We start from the raw sequence: 17,227 nt of genomic DNA on the forward strand, positions 1-17,227 counted from the left end.
TGACGCTAAAATTAGAAGCGGTAGTGCGAGAAAGCCTTGTTGGCTTCAGCCATACGGTGCACGTCTTCACGCTTCTTAACTGCAGCACCTTTACCTTCGGCAGCGTCCAACAGTTCGCCAGCCAAACGCAGAGCCATAGACTTCTCGCCGCGCTTACGGGCGAAGTCTACCAACCAGCGCATTGCCAGGGCGTTACGACGGGACGGACGAACTTCGACCGGAACCTGGTAAGTAGCACCGCCTACACGGCGCGACTTCACTTCGACCAGCGGAGCGATGGCGTCGAGAGCTTTCTCGAAGATTTCCAGGGGGTCGCTGTTCTTGCGTTCTTTAACCTTTTCCAGCGCGCCATAAACGATACGTTCGGCAACGGCTTTCTTACCGCTTTCCATAACGTGGTTCATGAACTTGGCCAGGATTTGGCTTCCGTATTTTGGATCGTCAAGCACTTCGCGCTTGGCTGCTACGCGTCTTCTTGGCATGGATAAGCCCTCAAACGGTCTTCAGGTTCGCTCGGAATCGGTGCCCTTACGGGACGCCTCCGACCTTACTCTTATCGACTCAGAAAAATAGAAAATCAGTTTTACAAAAAGCCGCTACTACTTAGGCTTCTTGGTACCGTACTTCGAACGACCCTGGTTACGACCTTTAACGCCGGAAGTATCCAAAGAACCGCGTACGGTGTGGTAACGAACACCTGGCAAGTCTTTTACACGACCGCCGCGGATCAGTACCACGCTGTGCTCTTGCAGGTTGTGGCCTTCACCGCCGATGTACGAGGAAACCTCGAAACCGTTGGTCAGACGCACACGGCATACTTTACGCAGTGCCGAGTTAGGTTTTTTCGGCGTGGTGGTATACACACGGGTGCATACGCCACGACGTTGCGGGCAGTTCTGCAGCGCAGGTACGTCGGATTTCTCGACGATACGCTTACGCGGCTGACGTACCAGCTGGTTGATAGTTGCCATCTACTAGCTCCACTGTTGTCTTGCGACGCTATTGTCTTGCAAGAAAAGCAAAATGGCAGGAACGAATTCCCGCCAAATTTAGGGGTACAAGAGTCTAAAGAGGATCTTGCCCCCAGTCAAGGCAAGGCCCCGACCTTCCCGCTCATCCAACCTCGACAAAATGTCTGGATTCGATGAACGGAACGATCAGGGCCTCACGCTCATTTATCGCAGAACTCAGTTACCGCTAGAGTTCAGCGCTTCGGTCAGTGCAGCTTCCACTTCACTGGCGCTTACGCGCAATGGTTTGTCAGCATCACGGCGACGCTTGCGCTCGCTGTGATAAGCCAGACCAGTACCTGCCGGGATCAGACGACCCACGACCACGTTTTCTTTCAGGCCGCGCAGGTAATCGCGCTTGCCGGTTACAGCCGCCTCGGTCAGTACGCGAGTGGTTTCCTGGAAGGAAGCCGCCGAGATGAACGATTCGGTGGACAACGACGCCTTGGTGATACCCAACAGTACGCGAGTGAACTTGGAAACGAATTTCTCGTCGCCAGCCAGACGCTCGTTCTCTACCAGAACGTGAGTCAACTCCATCTGGTCGCCCTTGATGAAAGTCGAGTCGCCGGATTCAGCGATTTCAACCTTACGCAACATCTGACGCAGAATGGTCTCGATGTGCTTGTCGTTGATCTTCACGCCTTGCAGACGATAAACGTCCTGGATCTCATTCACGATGTACTTGGCCAGCGCACTCACACCCAGCAGACGCAAGATGTCGTGTGGATCGCTCGGGCCGTCGGAGATAACTTCGCCGCGGTTTACCTGTTCGCCTTCGAAGACGTTCAGGTGACGCCACTTCGGAATCAGCTCTTCGTACGGATCGGTACCGTCGTTCGGGGTGATAACCAGACGGCGCTTGCCTTTGGTCTCTTTACCGAACGCGATGGTGCCGCTGACTTCAGCCAGAATCGAGGCTTCTTTCGGACGACGTGCTTCGAACAAGTCGGCAACACGTGGCAGACCACCGGTGATGTCACGGGTCTTCGAAGTCTCTTGCGGGATACGAGCGATAACATCACCGATCGCAATCTTCGCACCATCCGCAACACCGACCAGGGCGTTGGCTGGCAGGAAGTACTGAGCGATAACGTCAGTACCTGGCAGCAACAGATCCTTGCCGTTGTCATCAACCATTTTCACAGCAGGACGGATATCTTTACCGGCAGCTGGACGGTCTTTGGCGTCGAGTACTTCAATGTTGGTCATACCGGTCAATTCGTCAGTCTGACGCTTGATCGTGATGCCTTCTTCCATGCCCACGTAGGTCACGGTACCTTTCATTTCGGTAACGATTGGGTGAGTGTGCGGATCCCACTTGGCCACGATTGCGCCAGCGTCGACCTTGTCACCTTCTTTAACCGAAATCACAGCACCGTACGGCAGCTTGTAGCGCTCGCGCTCACGACCGAAGTCATCAGCGATTGCCAGCTCACCGGAACGGGATACAGCAACCAGGCAACCATCCACTCGCTCAACGTGCTTCAGGTTGTGCAGACGGACGGTACCGCCATTCTTCACCTGAACACTATCAGCTGCGGAGGTCCGGCTTGCCGCACCACCGATGTGGAACGTACGCATGGTCAGCTGGGTACCCGGCTCACCGATGGACTGGGCAGCGATAACGCCGACCGCTTCACCGATGTTCACCTGGTGACCACGAGCCAAGTCACGGCCGTAGCACTTGGCGCAAATGCCATAGCGGGTTTCGCAGCTGATCGGCGAACGCACGATCACTTCGTCGATGCTGTTCAGCTCGATGAACTCGACCCACTTCTCGTCTACCAGCGTACCGGCAGGAACGATGATTTCTTCGGTACCTGGCTTGAACACGTCACGGGCGATAACTCGACCCAATACGCGCTCACCCAACGGCTCAACAACGTCACCGCCTTCAATGTGCGGAGTCATTACCAGGCCATGTTCGGTGCCGCAATCGATCTCGGTCACAACCAGATCCTGCGCCACGTCTACCAGACGACGAGTCAGGTAACCGGAGTTCGCAGTTTTCAACGCGGTATCCGCCAAACCTTTACGAGCACCGTGAGTCGAGATGAAGTACTGAAGTACGCTCAAACCTTCACGGAAGTTCGCAGTAATCGGGGTTTCGATGATGGAACCGTCCGGCTTGGCCATCAGGCCACGCATACCGGCGAGCTGACGGATCTGCGCAGCAGAACCCCGTGCGCCCGAGTCGGCCATCATGTACATCGAGTTGAAAGACTCTTGGTCGACTTCGACGCCATGGCGGTCGATGACTTTCTCTTTCGAGAGGTTAGCCATCATTGCCTTGGAAACTTCGTCGTTCGCCTTGGACCAAAGGTCGATCACTTTGTTGTACTTCTCGCCCTGGGTTACCAGGCCGGAGGCGTACTGACTTTCGATCTCTTTCACTTCATCAGTAGCAGCATTGATGATGCGGGCTTTTTCATCCGGGATAACGAAGTCGTTAACACCGATGGAAACGCCGGAAATGGTCGAATAGGCAAAACCGGTGTACATCAACTGGTCAGCGAAGATCACGGTCTCTTTCAAACCAACCACGCGGTAGCACTGGTTGATCAGCTTCGAGATCGCTTTTTTCTTCATCGGCTGGTTGACGACGTCGTACGACAGACCAGGCGGAACAACCTGGAACAACAGCGCACGGCCGACAGTGGTGTCGACGATACGGGTGTTCTTGACGCTGCCACCATCACGATCGTTGACGGTTTCGTGGATCCGCACTTTGACTTTAGCGTGCAGTGCGGCTTCGCCGGCACGGAACACGCGGTCAACTTCTTGCAGATCCGCGAACACACGACCTTCGCCCTTGGCGTTGATCGCTTCACGCGTCATGTAGTACAGACCCAATACAACGTCCTGCGAAGGAACGATGATTGGCTCACCGTTGGCTGGCGACAGAATGTTGTTCGTCGACATCATCAACGCACGCGCTTCCAACTGGGCTTCCAGTGTCAGCGGTACGTGTACGGCCATTTGGTCGCCGTCGAAGTCGGCGTTGTACGCAGCACAGACCAGAGGGTGCAGCTGGATAGCCTTACCTTCGATCAGTACCGGTTCAAACGCCTGGATACCCAGACGGTGAAGGGTCGGTGCACGGTTGAGGAGAACCGGGTGTTCACGGATCACTTCAGCGAGAACGTCCCAAACCTCTGGCAGTTCGCGCTCAACCATTTTCTTTGCAGCTTTAATGGTGGTAGCGAGACCACGCATTTCCAGCTTGCCGAAAATGAACGGCTTGAACAGCTCGAGAGCCATCTTCTTCGGCAGACCGCACTGGTGCAGACGCAGGGTCGGGCCCACGGTAATTACCGAACGACCCGAGTAGTCAACACGCTTACCGAGCAAGTTCTGACGGAAACGACCCTGCTTACCCTTGATCATGTCAGCCAGGGATTTCAGAGGACGCTTGTTCGAACCGGTGATAGCGCGGCCACGACGGCCGTTGTCGAGCAGTGCATCGACGGCTTCCTGCAACATACGCTTTTCGTTGCGCACGATGATGTCCGGAGCGGACAGATCGAGCAGACGCTTCAAGCGGTTGTTACGGTTGATCACTCGACGATACAGATCGTTGAGGTCGGAAGTCGCGAAGCGACCGCCATCCAGCGGGACCAGTGGACGCAGATCTGGCGGCAGAACCGGCAGAACGGTCAGCACCATCCATTCTGGAAGGTTGCCGGAACCCTGGAAGGCTTCCATCAACTTCAGACGCTTGGACAGCTTCTTGATTTTGGTTTCGGAGTTGGTTTGCGGAATTTCTTCACGCAGACGACCAATCTCGTGCTCCAGGTCGATAGCGTGCAGCAGTTCGCGGACAGCTTCGGCACCCATGCGGGCATCGAAATCGTCGCCGAACTCTTCCAGCGCTTCGAAGTACTGCTCGTCGTTCAGCAGCTGACCTTTTTCAAGGGTGGTCATGCCTGGATCGATAACGACATAGCTCTCGAAGTAGAGAACGCGTTCGATATCACGCAGGGTCATGTCCATCAGCAAACCGATACGCGACGGCAGCGATTTCAGGAACCAGATGTGGGCAACTGGCGAGGCCAGTTCGATGTGCGCCATGCGCTCACGACGAACTTTAGCCAGCGCGACTTCAACGCCGCACTTCTCGCAGATCACACCACGGTGCTTCAAGCGCTTGTACTTACCGCACAGGCACTCGTAATCCTTTACCGGGCCAAAGATCTTGGCGCAGAACAGGCCGTCACGCTCAGGTTTGAACGTACGGTAGTTGATGGTTTCCGGCTTTTTAACTTCACCGAATGACCACGAACGGATCATCTCAGGCGATGCCAATCCAATACGGATGGCGTCGAACTCTTCGACTTGACCCTGGTTTTTCAGCAAATTCAGTAGGTCTTTCAAGGCCTTTCCTCCTGGCGGAGCAGAGAGCGGGCAATCCTGCCCCGCTCTCGATTCGCGTCACGTGTTATTCGGTTTCCAGATCGATATCGATGCCGAGGGAACGAATTTCTTTGATCAACACGTTGAAAGACTCGGGCATGCCCGGCTCCATACGGTGATCGCCGTCCACGATGTTTTTGTACATCTTGGTCCGGCCGTTCACATCGTCCGACTTCACTGTGAGCATTTCTTGCAGAGTGTAAGCAGCACCGTATGCTTCCAGTGCCCAGACCTCCATCTCCCCGAAACGCTGACCACCGAACTGCGCCTTACCACCCAGCGGCTGCTGGGTAACCAGGCTGTACGAACCGGTAGAACGAGCGTGCATCTTGTCGTCTACCAAGTGGTTCAGCTTCAGCATGTACATGTAGCCAACAGTAACCGGGCGCTCGAACTTGTTGCCGGTGCGGCCGTCAGTCAGCTGCATCTGGCCGCTTTCTGGCAAGTCCGCCAGTTTGAGCATGGCCTTGATTTCGCTTTCCTTGGCACCGTCGAACACTGGAGTGGCCATTGGAACGCCGCCACGCAGGTTCTTCGCCAGATCCAGGATTTCCTGGTCGGAGAAGCTGTCCAGATCTTCGTTGCGACCGCCGATCTCGTTGTAGATCTCGTGCAGGAACTTGCGCAGATCGGCAACTTTACGCTGCTCTTCGATCATGCGGTTGATCTTCTCGCCCAGACCTTTGGCCGCGAGGCCCAGGTGGGTTTCAAGGATCTGACCAACGTTCATACGCGAAGGTACGCCCAACGGGTTGAGGACGACGTCGACCGGGGTGCCATTGGCATCGTGCGGCATGTCTTCAACCGGCATGATCACGGAGACCACACCTTTGTTACCGTGACGACCGGCCATCTTGTCGCCCGGTTGGATGCGGCGACGGATAGCCAGGTAAACCTTAACGATCTTCAGCACGCCTGGAGCCAGGTCATCGCCCTGCTGCAGTTTGCGCTTCTTGTCTTCGAACTTGTCGTCCAGCAGACGGCGGCGATCAACGATGTAGGCCTGAGCCTTTTCGAGCTGCTCGTTCAGAGCATCTTCAGCCATGCGCAGCTTGAACCACTGACCATGCTCAAGACCGTCGAGAATTTCGTCGGTGATGTCCTGACCTTTCTTCAGACCGGCGCCGCCTTCGGCTTTGTGGCCGACCAGAGCGGAACGCAGACGTTCGAAAGTCGCGCCTTCAACGATACGGAACTCTTCGTTCAGGTCCTTGCGGATCTCGTCGAGTTGAGTCTTCTCGATCGACAGTGCACGAGCATCACGCTCAACGCCGTCACGAGTGAAGACCTGTACGTCGATGACGGTACCCTTGGTGCCGGTAGGCACGCGCAGGGAGGTGTCTTTAACGTCGCTGGCTTTTTCACCGAAGATGGCACGCAAGAGCTTCTCTTCCGGAGTCAGCTGGGTCTCGCCTTTCGGAGTGACCTTACCAACCAGAATGTCGCCTGCGCCAACTTCAGCACCTACGTAAACGATACCGGCTTCGTCCAGCTTGTTCAGTGCAGCTTCACCCACGTTCGGGATGTCTGCAGTGATTTCCTCTGGCCCAAGCTTGGTGTCACGCGCCACACAGGTCAGTTCCTGGATGTGGATCGTGGTAAAGCGATCTTCTTGAACAACTCGTTCCGACAGGCAGATGGAGTCTTCGAAGTTGTAACCGTTCCAGGCCATGAACGCGATGCGCATGTTCTGACCCAGCGCCAGTTCACCCATGTCGGTGGACGGACCATCAGCCATGATGTCGCTGCGCTGAACCCGATCACCTTTACGCACCAGCGGACGCTGGTTGATGCAGGTGTTCTGGTTGGAGCGGGTGTATTTGGTCAGGTTGTAGATGTCGACACCGGCTTCACCGGTTTCAACTTCGTCATCAGCAACACGAACCACAATACGGCTTGCATCAACGGAATCGATTACGCCGCCACGACGAGCCACGACGCAAACGCCGGAGTCACGAGCTACGTTACGCTCCATGCCGGTACCGACCAGCGGCTTGTCAGCGCGCAGGGTTGGTACAGCTTGACGCTGCATGTTCGAACCCATCAACGCACGGTTGGCGTCATCGTGCTCGAGGAACGGGATCAGCGACGCAGCAACCGAAACTACCTGCTTCGGCGATACGTCCATCAAGGTGACGTCTTCCGGCGCCTTGACGGTGAATTCGTTCAAGTGACGAACAGCTACCAGTTCGTCAATCAGCATTTTCTTGTCGTTCATCGTTGCCGAAGCCTGAGCGATCACGTGATCAGCTTCTTCGATGGCGGACAGGAACACGATCTCGTCGGTGACCAGAGCGTCTTTCACCACACGATACGGGCTTTCGAGGAAGCCGTACTGGTTGGTGCGCGCATAAGCGGCCAGGGAGTTGATCAGACCGATGTTCGGACCTTCCGGCGTTTCAATCGGGCATACACGACCGTAGTGAGTCGGGTGTACGTCACGAACTTCAAAGCCAGCACGCTCACGAGTCAAACCGCCAGGGCCGAGTGCAGAAACACGACGCTTGTGGGTAATCTCGGACAGCGGGTTGTTTTGGTCCATGAACTGGGAAAGCTGGCTGGAACCGAAGAACTCTTTCACCGCCGCAGCTACAGGCTTGGCGTTGATCAGGTCTTGCGGCATCAGGCCTTCGCTTTCAGCCATCGACAGACGCTCTTTGACCGCACGCTCAACACGTACCAGGCCAACGCGGAACTGGTTCTCGGCCATCTCGCCTACGCAGCGAACACGACGGTTACCCAGGTGGTCGATGTCATCGACGATGCCTTTACCGTTACGGATGTCGACCAGAGTCTTCAGAACCGCGACGATATCTTCCTTGCACAACACGCCCGAACCTTCGATCTCGGTGCGACCGATACGACGGTTGAACTTCATTCGGCCGACCGCAGACAGGTCATAGCGCTCAGGGCTGAAGAACAGGTTGTTGAACAGGGTCTCGGCAGCGTCTTTGGTTGGCGGCTCGCCTGGACGCATCATGCGATAGATCTCGACCAGCGCTTCCAATTGGTTGCTGGTGGAGTCGATCTTCAGAGTGTCGGAGACGAACGGACCGCAGTCGATATCGTTGGTGTACAGAGTCTCGACGCGAACGACCTGGGCCTTGGCGATTTTTGCCAGGATTTCGGTGTTCAGCTCGGTGTTGCACTCTGCCAGGATTTCGCCGGTTGCCGGATGCACGATGGCCTTGGCGGTAGTGCGGCCCAGGACGTAGTCCAGAGGCACTTCCAGGGTCTTGAGACCGGCTTTTTCGATCTGGTTGATGTGGCGCGCAGTAATACGGCGACCAGCCTCAACGATGACCTTGCCCTTCTCGTCCTGAATATCAAGAACAGCGATTTCACCACGCAGACGCGAAGCAATCAGTTCCAGACTGAGGGTTTCGCCGCTGAGGTGGAAAACGTTGGTGGTATAGAACGCGTCGAGCACTTCTTCAGTGGTATAGCCGAGCGCGCGCAGCAGTACCGATGCAGGCAGCTTGCGACGACGGTCGATACGCACGAATACGCAGTCTTTCGGGTCGAACTCGAAGTCCAGCCACGAACCGCGGTATGGGATGATGCGCGCGGAGTACAGCAGTTTGCCGGAGCTATGCGTCTTGCCGCGGTCGTGGTCGAAGAACACGCCCGGGGAACGGTGCAGCTGGGAAACGATTACACGCTCGGTACCGTTGATTACGAAGGTACCGTTTTCAGTCATCAGGGGGATTTCACCCATGTAGACTTCTTGCTCTTTGATGTCCTTGATCGCTTTGTTCGACGATTCTTTGTCGAAAATGATCAGGCGCACTTTTACCCGCAAAGGTACGGCGTAAGTTACACCGCGCAATACGCATTCTTTGACATCAAATGCCGGTTCGCCCAGGCGATAACCGACGTACTCCAGCGCAGCATTGCCGGAGTAGCTGATGATCGGGAAAACGGATTTGAAGGCCGCATGCAGGCCCACGTCGCGGAACTGATCTTTAGTCGCTCCCGCCTGCAAGAATTCACGATACGAATCCAGCTGGATTGCCAGGAGATACGGCACATCCATGACGTCCGGCAACTTGCTAAAGTCCTTGCGGATACGTTTTTTCTCAGTATATGAGTAAGCCATCAGCGTTCCCCAGCTTGGTCACCTGCTTGTTTGGCCCCTCCCGACGGGAGCAGCCAGAAAATCGTGCAAACCCCATGGTTTGCTCCACCGCATCGGGTGGTTACAGCTCGTTATCAGCACCGACCCAGTCGGCTGCCAATAACGGAAAAAGGCCGGTGGCAAGAGCCACCAGCCATCAGCCTTTCGCTTTACGCTCGGGCTGGAGGTGCAAAGTCGATGCTTATTTCAGCTCGACTTTAGCGCCTGCTTCTTCCAGAGTGGCTTTTGCTTTGTCAGCTGCGTCTTTCGAAACAGCTTCCAGAACGATGCCAGGAGCGCCGTCAACTACTGCCTTGGCTTCTTTCAGGCCCAGACCGGTCAGTTCACGTACTGCCTTGATCACGTTAACTTTCTTCTCGCCAGCTTCGGTCAGCATGACGTTGAATTCAGTTTGTTCTTCAACAACGGCAGCAACAGCAGCTGGACCAGCGGAAGCAGCGGCAGCGGAAACGCCGAACTTCTCTTCCATGGCCTTGATCAGCTCAACGATTTCCAGAACGGATTTTTCGCCGATTGCTTCGATGATTTGGTCGTTAGTCAGAGACATGACTATAAATTCCTGTATTGGGGTGACAGCCTACGCGGCCATCGAAATAAACAATAAACGCTGAAAGGAGTGACTCAGCCTTAGGCTGCAGCAGCTTCTTTCTGGTCGCGAAGAGCCGCCAGAGTACGAGCCAATTTGCTGGTTGCGCCTTGAATCACGCTCATCAGCTGAGAAATTGCTTCGTCACGGGTCGGCAGGCTTGCCAGTACGTCGATCTGATTAGCTGCGAGGTACTTGCCCTCGAACGCAGCTGCCTTGATCTCGAACTTGTCCTGACCTTTTGCGAACTCTTTGAAAATACGGGCAGCAGCGCCCGGATGGTCTTTAGAGAATGCAATCAAGGTCGGGCCGGTGAACACGTCGTTGAGCACGTCATATTGAGTGCCAGCAACGGCGCGCTTGAGCAGGGTGTTACGTACAACACGTACGTAAACGCCAGCTTCACGAGCCTCTTTACGGAGTCCGGTCATAGCGCCTACTGTTACGCCACGGGCATCAGCCACGACAGCGGACAGAGCAACTTGGGCAGCCTTGTTGACTTCAGCGACGATGGCCTTCTTGTCTTCAAGTTTAATTGCCACGGGAAAAACTCCTGCTTGTTACCGTTTCATCCAACCGAAGCCGGATGTCGTTTTGGTGTCTGATTCGGTAAGGAACCGGGAGCACCATCTGCGTAGGCTTGAGGTTTAAGACTTGCGTCGCCTACGGTCTTGGATAGCCCCCGCCAGGCAGGGACCCCAATCTTTCAATTGACGCAATCGCTTGCGCCAACCTCTGTCTTACGCGTCGAGCGAGCCCTGGTCGATGACCAGACCTGGACCCATGGTGGTGCTCAGGGTAACGCGTTTGACGTAAATGCCTTTCGAGGAAGCTGGCTTGATACGCTTCAGATCAGCGATCAGGGCTTCAACGTTTTCCTTCAGCTTGACGGCATCGAAGCCGATCTTGCCAACGGAGGTGTGGATGATGCCGTTTTTGTCGGTGCGATAACGAACCTGACCAGCCTTGGCGTTTTTAACCGCGGTAGCTACGTCTGGAGTCACAGTGCCGACTTTAGGGTTAGGCATCAGACCACGTGGGCCGAGGATCTGACCCAACTGACCTACAACGCGCATTGCATCCGGGGATGCGATAACTACGTCATAGTTCAGGTCGCCGCCTTTCATTTCGGCAGCCAGATCGTCCATACCTACACGGTCAGCGCCGGCAGCCAGAGCGGCCTCAGCAGCTGGACCCTGGGTGAACACAGCAACGCGAACGGTCTTGCCAGTGCCGTGTGGCAGCACAGTAGCGCTACGAACAACCTGGTCAGATTTACGCGGGTCAACGCCCAGGTTTACAGCAACGTCGAACGACTCGCTGAACTTGACAGTCGACAGTTCAGCCAGCAGCGCAGCAGCGTCTACAAAATTGTAGGACTTGCCTGCTTCGATTTTGCCGGCGATAGCCTTTTGACGCTTGGTCAACTTAGCCATTACACACCCTCCACGTTAAGGCCCATGCTACGAGCAGAACCGGCGATAGTACGCACGGCTGCTTCCATATCAGCTGCAGTCAGATCCGCGTTTTTGGTTTTCGCGATTTCTTCCAGCTGAGCACGGGTCACGGTGCCAACCTTAACGGTATTCGGACGAGCAGAGCCGCTAGTCAGACCAGCCGCCTTCTTCAGCAGAACCGAAGCAGGGGTGGATTTGGTTTCAAAAGTGAAGCTACGGTCGCTGTAGACAGTGATGATCACTGGAGTCGGCAGGCCTGGCTCAATACCCTGAGTACGGGCGTTGAAAGCTTTGCAGAATTCCATGATGTTCACGCCGTGCTGACCCAATGCAGGACCAACAGGTGGGCTTGGGTTAGCCTGAGCGGCCTTCACTTGCAGCTTGATGTAAGCGGTAATCTTCTTGGCCATGAGGCACTCCAATTACGGGTTCGAACGCCTCGAAAGGCTCCCCGGTTACTTGCGCGTTTATCCCAGTGACGACAAAACCCCACAGCCTAAGGCTGCGGGGTTGGGATGCTTGCTCAGCTAGACTTTTTCGACCTGGCTGAACTCTAGCTCTACCGGAGTAGAGCGACCGAAAATAAGCACTGCCACTTGGATCCGGCTCTTTTCGTAGTTAACTTCTTCAACCGTGCCGGTGAAATCAGCAAACGGCCCGTCATTGACCCGTACCGACTCACCCGGCTCGAACAACGTCTTCGGCTTCGGCTTGTCACTACCATCAGCAACGCGACGCAGAATCGCTTCTGCCTCTTTATCAGTGATCGGTGCAGGCTTATCGGCAGTACCGCCGATGAAACCCATCACCCGAGGAGTATCCTTGACCAAGTGCCAAGTACCCTCGTTCATGTCCATCTGGACCAGCACATAACCTGGGAAGAATTTGCGCTCGCTTTTGCGTTTCTGGCCATTACGCATTTCAACCACTTCTTCAGTGGGAACCAGAATTTCGCCAAAGCCATCTTCCATGCCAGCCAGCTTTACGCGCTCTAACAACGAGCGCATGACATGCTTCTCGTAACCGGAGTAAGCATGCACAACGTACCAACGCTTAGCCACGGGACACCCTTAGCCGACAATCAAGGAAACAAGCCAGCCGAGCAGGGAATCAAGCCCCCACAACAGCAACGCCATAACCAGAACAACAGCCACTACGATCAACGTGGTCTGCGTGGTTTCTTGGCGAGTTGGCCATACGACTTTACGAATCTCGGTGCGAGCTTCCTTAACCAGTACAAAGAAAGACTTGCCCTTAACTGTCTGCAGGCCTACAAAGGCAGCTACAGCAGCAATGGCGAGCAATGCAAGTACGCGGTACAGGATCGGCGAAGCAGAGTAATACTGATTGCCAACAACGCCAACAACCACCAAAGCGACTACTACTAGCCACTTGAGCAGATCGAAGCGAGAGCCTTGAGCTTCAGCTTTAGGAGTCATCTATGAAGATCCTGTGAAAAGAAAGCCAGACACACCAAGTGAATCTGGCAGGTCAGGAGGGAATCGAACCCCCAACCTACGGTTTTGGAGACCGTCGCTCTGCCAATTGAGCTACTGACCTAAAACAAAATCAGGCCGACCATTATGCCGGCCCGAAAAAGACATTACAACAACTTACTCGATGACTTTTGCCACGACACCCGCGCCAACGGTACGACCGCCTTCACGAATAGCGAAACGCAGACCATCTTCCATCGCAATGGTTTTGATCAGGGTAACGGTCATCTGAACGTTATCACCCGGCATCACCATCTCAACACCTTCTGGCAGCTCGCAATTACCAGTCACATCAGTCGTACGAAAGTAAAACTGCGGACGATAACCCTTGAAGAATGGCGTATGACGACCACCCTCCTCCTTGCTCAGAACATAAACTTCAGCAGTGAACTTGGTATGCGGCTTGACAGTGCCCGGCTTGACCAATACCTGACCACGCTCAACATCATCACGCTTGGTACCACGCAGCAATACGCCGCAATTCTCGCCTGCACGACCTTCGTCGAGCAGCTTGCGAAACATTTCCACACCCGTACACGTTGTCTTGACCGTATCACGCAACCCAACGATCTCGACTTCTTCCTGAATGCGAACGATGCCACGCTCAACACGGCCAGTCACAACAGTGCCACGACCGGAGATCGAGAATACATCCTCGATAGGCATCAAAAACGGCTTATCAATAGCGCGCTCAGGCTGCGGAATATAGCTATCCAGAGTCTCGACCAACTTCTTGACGGCGGTGGTGCCCATCTCGTTATCGTCTTGACCATTCAGCGCCATCAGCGCCGAACCGATGATGATCGGAGTGTCATCACCAGGAAAATCGTAAGTGCTCAACAGGTCGCGCACTTCCATCTCAACCAACTCAAGCAGCTCCGCATCATCTACCATGTCAGCCTTGTTCAGGAAGACAACGATGTATGGAACGCCGACCTGGCGCGACAGGAGAATGTGCTCACGGGTTTGAGGCATCGGACCATCAGCGGCCGAGCAAACCAGAATCGCACCATCCATCTGTGCAGCACCAGTAATCATGTTTTTTACGTAGTCGGCGTGACCAGGACAGTCAACATGTGCGTAGTGACGCACGGCCGAATCGTACTCAACGTGAGCGGTGTTGATGGTAATACCACGAGCTTTTTCTTCTGGGGCGCTATCGATCTTGTCGAAGTCAACCTTTGCCGAACCGAACACTTCGGAACAGACGCGGGTCAAGGCTGCAGTCAGAGTAGTTTTACCGTGGTCGACGTGACCAATGGTGCCTACGTTGACGTGCGGCTTATTACGTTCGAACTTTTCCTTAGCCATCGAAATCACCCTCAGGAGAAGAATTTACAAGTCAAACAAGCCATTAAAACAAAGGCAGATATTTTCATATCTGCCTTGTTATATGGAGCTCTTGAGCGGATTTGAACCGCTGACCTCACCCTTACCAAGGGTGTGCTCTACCAACTGAGCTACAAGAGCGTAACACTGCGCAAGATCTGCAAACATGGAGCGGGTAGCGGGAATCGAACCCGCATCATCAGCTTGGAAGGCTGAGGTTCTACCACTAAACTATACCCGCGAGATTGCAACTCTCGCTAAAAATGGTGGAGGGGGAAGGATTCGAACCTTCGAAGTCGTAGACGTCAGATTTACAGTCTGATCCCTTTGGCCGCTCGGGAACCCCTCCTAAGCGAGCCGGCATTCTATATTATGCCAGCCTTCTGTCAAGCATTTTCTCATTAAAAACCTGAGCTTAGCTGCGTTGACCTCGCTTCGCGCTGATCACCTCTAAAGGTCTTCACTGCGAAGCGGGCGCCATTCTATGCAAACTAAACTGCGGGCGCAACCCCCTCACAAGGCATTATTTTATGTTTTAACTCGTTGAATTCTCTGGAAAGGTTTTGAAGCTGCACATCATCAAGCCAGCGGCGGCTTTCTGGTGCCACGCGCACCCAGTAGCCAGGATTATCAGGCAGATCCTTCGGCAGCGCCTGAAACCTGATCTCCATTCCGGTCAATCGTCGCTCGATTGCCTGAGCCACCTCCTGGCGTGAGTACCCTCCTACATATAGGCACCCACTGTCCGGTTGAACCGTCTTGGCCTTATCACGTGCCGCATCCGTGGATTCGCTCAGCAAGCGAATATCCTGCTGCGAGCCCCGGTAAAGGCTCAACGGCGTCACGTCCTTGGCTCGAAGAGGAGCCTCTTGTTGATGCCAGATGTAATAGAACACATTGAGGACAAGCAGGAGCAGGAACAACCAGCGCATAAATACCTCAGATCAAGGGACACGCCATCGCCAGGCCCACGAACACAAGGTCCGGAACCACACGGGCCTCAGGCACTACTCCAGCTACTAGCTCGGCATCTCCGCCGGTCAGGAATACGCAAAAGCCGTCTCCCCAGTAGCTGCGCGCAAGCTCCAACTGGGTCAAGACAAAGCCCCTGAGCATTAACGAGCATCCACGCTCCACCGCTTCGACGGTTGTGCGACCTGGAGCGAGGCTCTCCAGCGCCCGCTCGGCGGCGAGATCTCCATATCGGATCTTTCGTGTATGAGTACGCAATTGATTGCGCATCAAAGGCATCCCTGGACAAATAAAGCCTCCGAGATGCCCGCCATCTCCACCGATGAAATCAGCAGTGACGGCTGTACCAAAATCCAGCACAAGGCAGGGGCCCGACGCGAGATGAAATCCTCCCAGCATCGCTAGCCAGCGATCAAGCCCCAACCGCTCGTATTCCTCATAACCGTTACGAACACCGGACATTTCGCGAGATGGTTTGGCGCAGGCAACAGATACGCCATAGGCGCTGACGAGCAAGACAGTCAGTGCGTCGGTTTCTTCGGCGGTCCTGACACTTACCAAACGACAAAAGGACAGGGAGAGGCGCTCTATTGCATTCAGACTCTCCAGCAACGCCAGATCCGAATCGACAACACCCTCTCCCACCGCCTCACCGGCACCGTCGCCGAGAACACGCCATTTTATAAAACTGTTTCCACAGTCGAGCTCAAGAATCATCACGCAACCTCAGGCTGAGCTCACCACCACTAAAGTTCTTTTCCACACCATCTACCTTCAAGCGCAAAGCACCTTGTTTATCGATTCCAAGCACTTCGCCATCTACCTGGTTAACACCAGCAATCAGCGATACCGCTCGTCCTTGCCATAGATGATTTTGCTCCCATTCCGACTGGATAGCGGAAAATCCTTCAACCTGGTGCCGGTGCAAATAGCCCTGTAGCTTCTCACTCAACACCGCGACCATCTGATTGCGATCAAACACCTTGCCGGCCTCCAGCCGCATCGACGTCCATTGCTGATCAACCTCATCGGTCATCTGCATATTTACGTTAATGCCAACTCCTAGTACCACGTGACATACGTCGGCCGGATCGCCGATCAGCTCGAGCAGTATGCCCGCTATTTTTTTCTGCCCGACTAATACGTCGTTAGGCCACTTAAGACCTGCAGCCGATACACCAAGCTCGCGCAAGGCGTGCATCACCGCAAGGCCGACGACCAGACTAAGACCTTCCAGCTGGCGCATTCCGCCTTCAATGCGCAACACCAGGCTGTAATAGACGTTTTCAGCGAATGGGCTTACCCACTTGCGCCCGCGCCGCCCACGACCTGCCGTTTGCCTTTCAGCAAGCACCAAGAACGGGGCAGCCCGTCCTCGCTCGATAGCTCGCAAAGCCTCGGCATTTGTGGAATCGATAGAGTCGAAGACCAAGACTGACCAATCGCAGGAAGGGGTCGCCTCGCTTATGCCTACAGGGTCAAGCAGCATCAATGGCGCCGCCAGCTGATAACCACGGCCGCGCACCTTGTGTATGGACAGACCCAGCTCAGCCTCCAGGAGCTGAAGCTGTTTCCAAACTGCGCTACGACTGACACCCAAGGCAACGCCCAGAGCCTGGCCAGAGTGAAACCGGCCATCCTTAAGAAGCTTCAACAACGTCAGCATGCAAGTCTCGCCTCACAATGAGGCCCGCATGATAGCCATGCCCCGAGCCGTTGCATAGAAACCCGACGAGCGAGATTTTTTCGCGGACAAAACAAAACCCCTGTCTGCGTTAGCAAACAGGGGTTTCGGAATTTAATCTTGACGATGACCTACTCTC

The 17,227-nt window shown here is 54.9% G+C and carries 14 protein-coding genes and 4 tRNA genes; all 18 read right to left on the minus strand.

Annotated features, from left to right (window positions below):
* Positions 1–11: 11 nt before the first annotated feature.
* The 18 genes from rpsG to birA all read right to left on the minus strand — a co-directional run bounded on the left by rpsG (position 12) and on the right by birA (position 17,070).
* Entirely contained in the window at positions 12–482 is a 471-nt protein-coding gene (gene rpsG, locus AC3ZVB_RS23380; RefSeq protein WP_002555493.1) for a 30S ribosomal protein S7, read from the minus strand.
* 117 nt (positions 483–599) lie between these two features.
* On the minus strand, positions 600–971 hold the full coding sequence (gene rpsL / locus AC3ZVB_RS23385) for a 30S ribosomal protein S12 (RefSeq protein ID WP_002555494.1): 372 nt from the start codon (positions 969–971) through the stop codon (positions 600–602).
* 216 nt (positions 972–1,187) lie between these two features.
* Positions 1,188–5,387, minus strand: coding sequence for a DNA-directed RNA polymerase subunit beta' (gene rpoC / locus AC3ZVB_RS23390; RefSeq protein WP_162438842.1), 4,200 nt, complete (start codon positions 5,385–5,387; stop codon positions 1,188–1,190).
* 64 nt (positions 5,388–5,451) lie between these two features.
* Positions 5,452–9,525, minus strand: a complete 4,074-nt coding sequence (gene rpoB / locus AC3ZVB_RS23395) for a DNA-directed RNA polymerase subunit beta (protein WP_162438841.1) — start codon at positions 9,523–9,525, stop codon at positions 5,452–5,454.
* Between the two features lie 220 nt (positions 9,526–9,745).
* Complete coding sequence (rplL, locus tag AC3ZVB_RS23400; RefSeq protein ID WP_007896630.1) at positions 9,746–10,111, minus strand: 50S ribosomal protein L7/L12; 366 nt, start codon at positions 10,109–10,111, stop codon at positions 9,746–9,748.
* Between the two features lie 80 nt (positions 10,112–10,191).
* On the minus strand, positions 10,192–10,692 hold the full coding sequence (gene rplJ, locus AC3ZVB_RS23405) for a 50S ribosomal protein L10 (RefSeq protein WP_064680061.1): 501 nt from the start codon (positions 10,690–10,692) through the stop codon (positions 10,192–10,194).
* 198 nt (positions 10,693–10,890) lie between these two features.
* Positions 10,891–11,586 (minus strand): 50S ribosomal protein L1, encoded by a 696-nt coding sequence (gene rplA, locus AC3ZVB_RS23410; protein WP_162438840.1) that lies wholly within the window; start codon positions 11,584–11,586, stop codon positions 10,891–10,893.
* Entirely contained in the window at positions 11,586–12,017 is a 432-nt protein-coding gene (gene rplK / locus AC3ZVB_RS23415) for a 50S ribosomal protein L11 (RefSeq protein ID WP_008008888.1), read from the minus strand. The genes rplA and rplK overlap by 1 nt, the downstream gene beginning before the upstream one ends.
* 117 nt (positions 12,018–12,134) lie before the next feature.
* Positions 12,135–12,668, minus strand: a complete 534-nt coding sequence (gene nusG / locus AC3ZVB_RS23420; RefSeq protein WP_054052239.1) for a transcription termination/antitermination protein NusG — start codon at positions 12,666–12,668, stop codon at positions 12,135–12,137.
* 9 nt (positions 12,669–12,677) lie between these two features.
* Complete coding sequence (secE, locus tag AC3ZVB_RS23425; protein ID WP_008145488.1) at positions 12,678–13,046, minus strand: preprotein translocase subunit SecE; 369 nt, start codon at positions 13,044–13,046, stop codon at positions 12,678–12,680.
* A gap of 45 nt (positions 13,047–13,091) precedes the next feature.
* Positions 13,092–13,167, minus strand: a tRNA-Trp gene (locus AC3ZVB_RS23430).
* Between the two features lie 53 nt (positions 13,168–13,220).
* On the minus strand, positions 13,221–14,414 hold the full coding sequence (gene tuf, locus AC3ZVB_RS23435; RefSeq protein ID WP_007896619.1) for an elongation factor Tu: 1,194 nt from the start codon (positions 14,412–14,414) through the stop codon (positions 13,221–13,223).
* Between the two features lie 83 nt (positions 14,415–14,497).
* A tRNA-Thr gene (locus tag AC3ZVB_RS23440) sits at positions 14,498–14,573 on the minus strand.
* A 26-nt stretch (positions 14,574–14,599) separates the two neighbouring features.
* Positions 14,600–14,673: transfer RNA gene (locus AC3ZVB_RS23445), tRNA-Gly, on the minus strand.
* Positions 14,674–14,696: 23 nt separating this feature from the next.
* Positions 14,697–14,781: transfer RNA gene (locus AC3ZVB_RS23450), tRNA-Tyr, on the minus strand.
* Positions 14,782–14,923: 142 nt separating this feature from the next.
* Positions 14,924–15,364: a hypothetical protein gene (locus AC3ZVB_RS23455; RefSeq protein ID WP_162438839.1), complete on the minus strand. Its 441-nt coding sequence runs from the start codon at positions 15,362–15,364 to the stop codon at positions 14,924–14,926.
* 7 nt (positions 15,365–15,371) lie between these two features.
* Positions 15,372–16,121 carry a pantothenate kinase gene (locus AC3ZVB_RS23460; RefSeq protein WP_162438838.1) on the minus strand — a complete coding sequence of 250 codons (750 nt, stop codon included), beginning with the start codon at positions 16,119–16,121 and terminating at the stop codon, positions 15,372–15,374.
* Positions 16,111–17,070 carry a bifunctional biotin--[acetyl-CoA-carboxylase] ligase/biotin operon repressor BirA gene (birA, locus tag AC3ZVB_RS23465; RefSeq protein ID WP_162438837.1) on the minus strand — a complete coding sequence of 320 codons (960 nt, stop codon included), beginning with the start codon at positions 17,068–17,070 and terminating at the stop codon, positions 16,111–16,113. The genes AC3ZVB_RS23460 and birA overlap by 11 nt, the downstream gene beginning before the upstream one ends.
* Positions 17,071–17,227: the final 157 nt, after the last annotated feature.

Source organism: Pseudomonas sp. MDV22-iso1, from assembly GCF_058145095.1.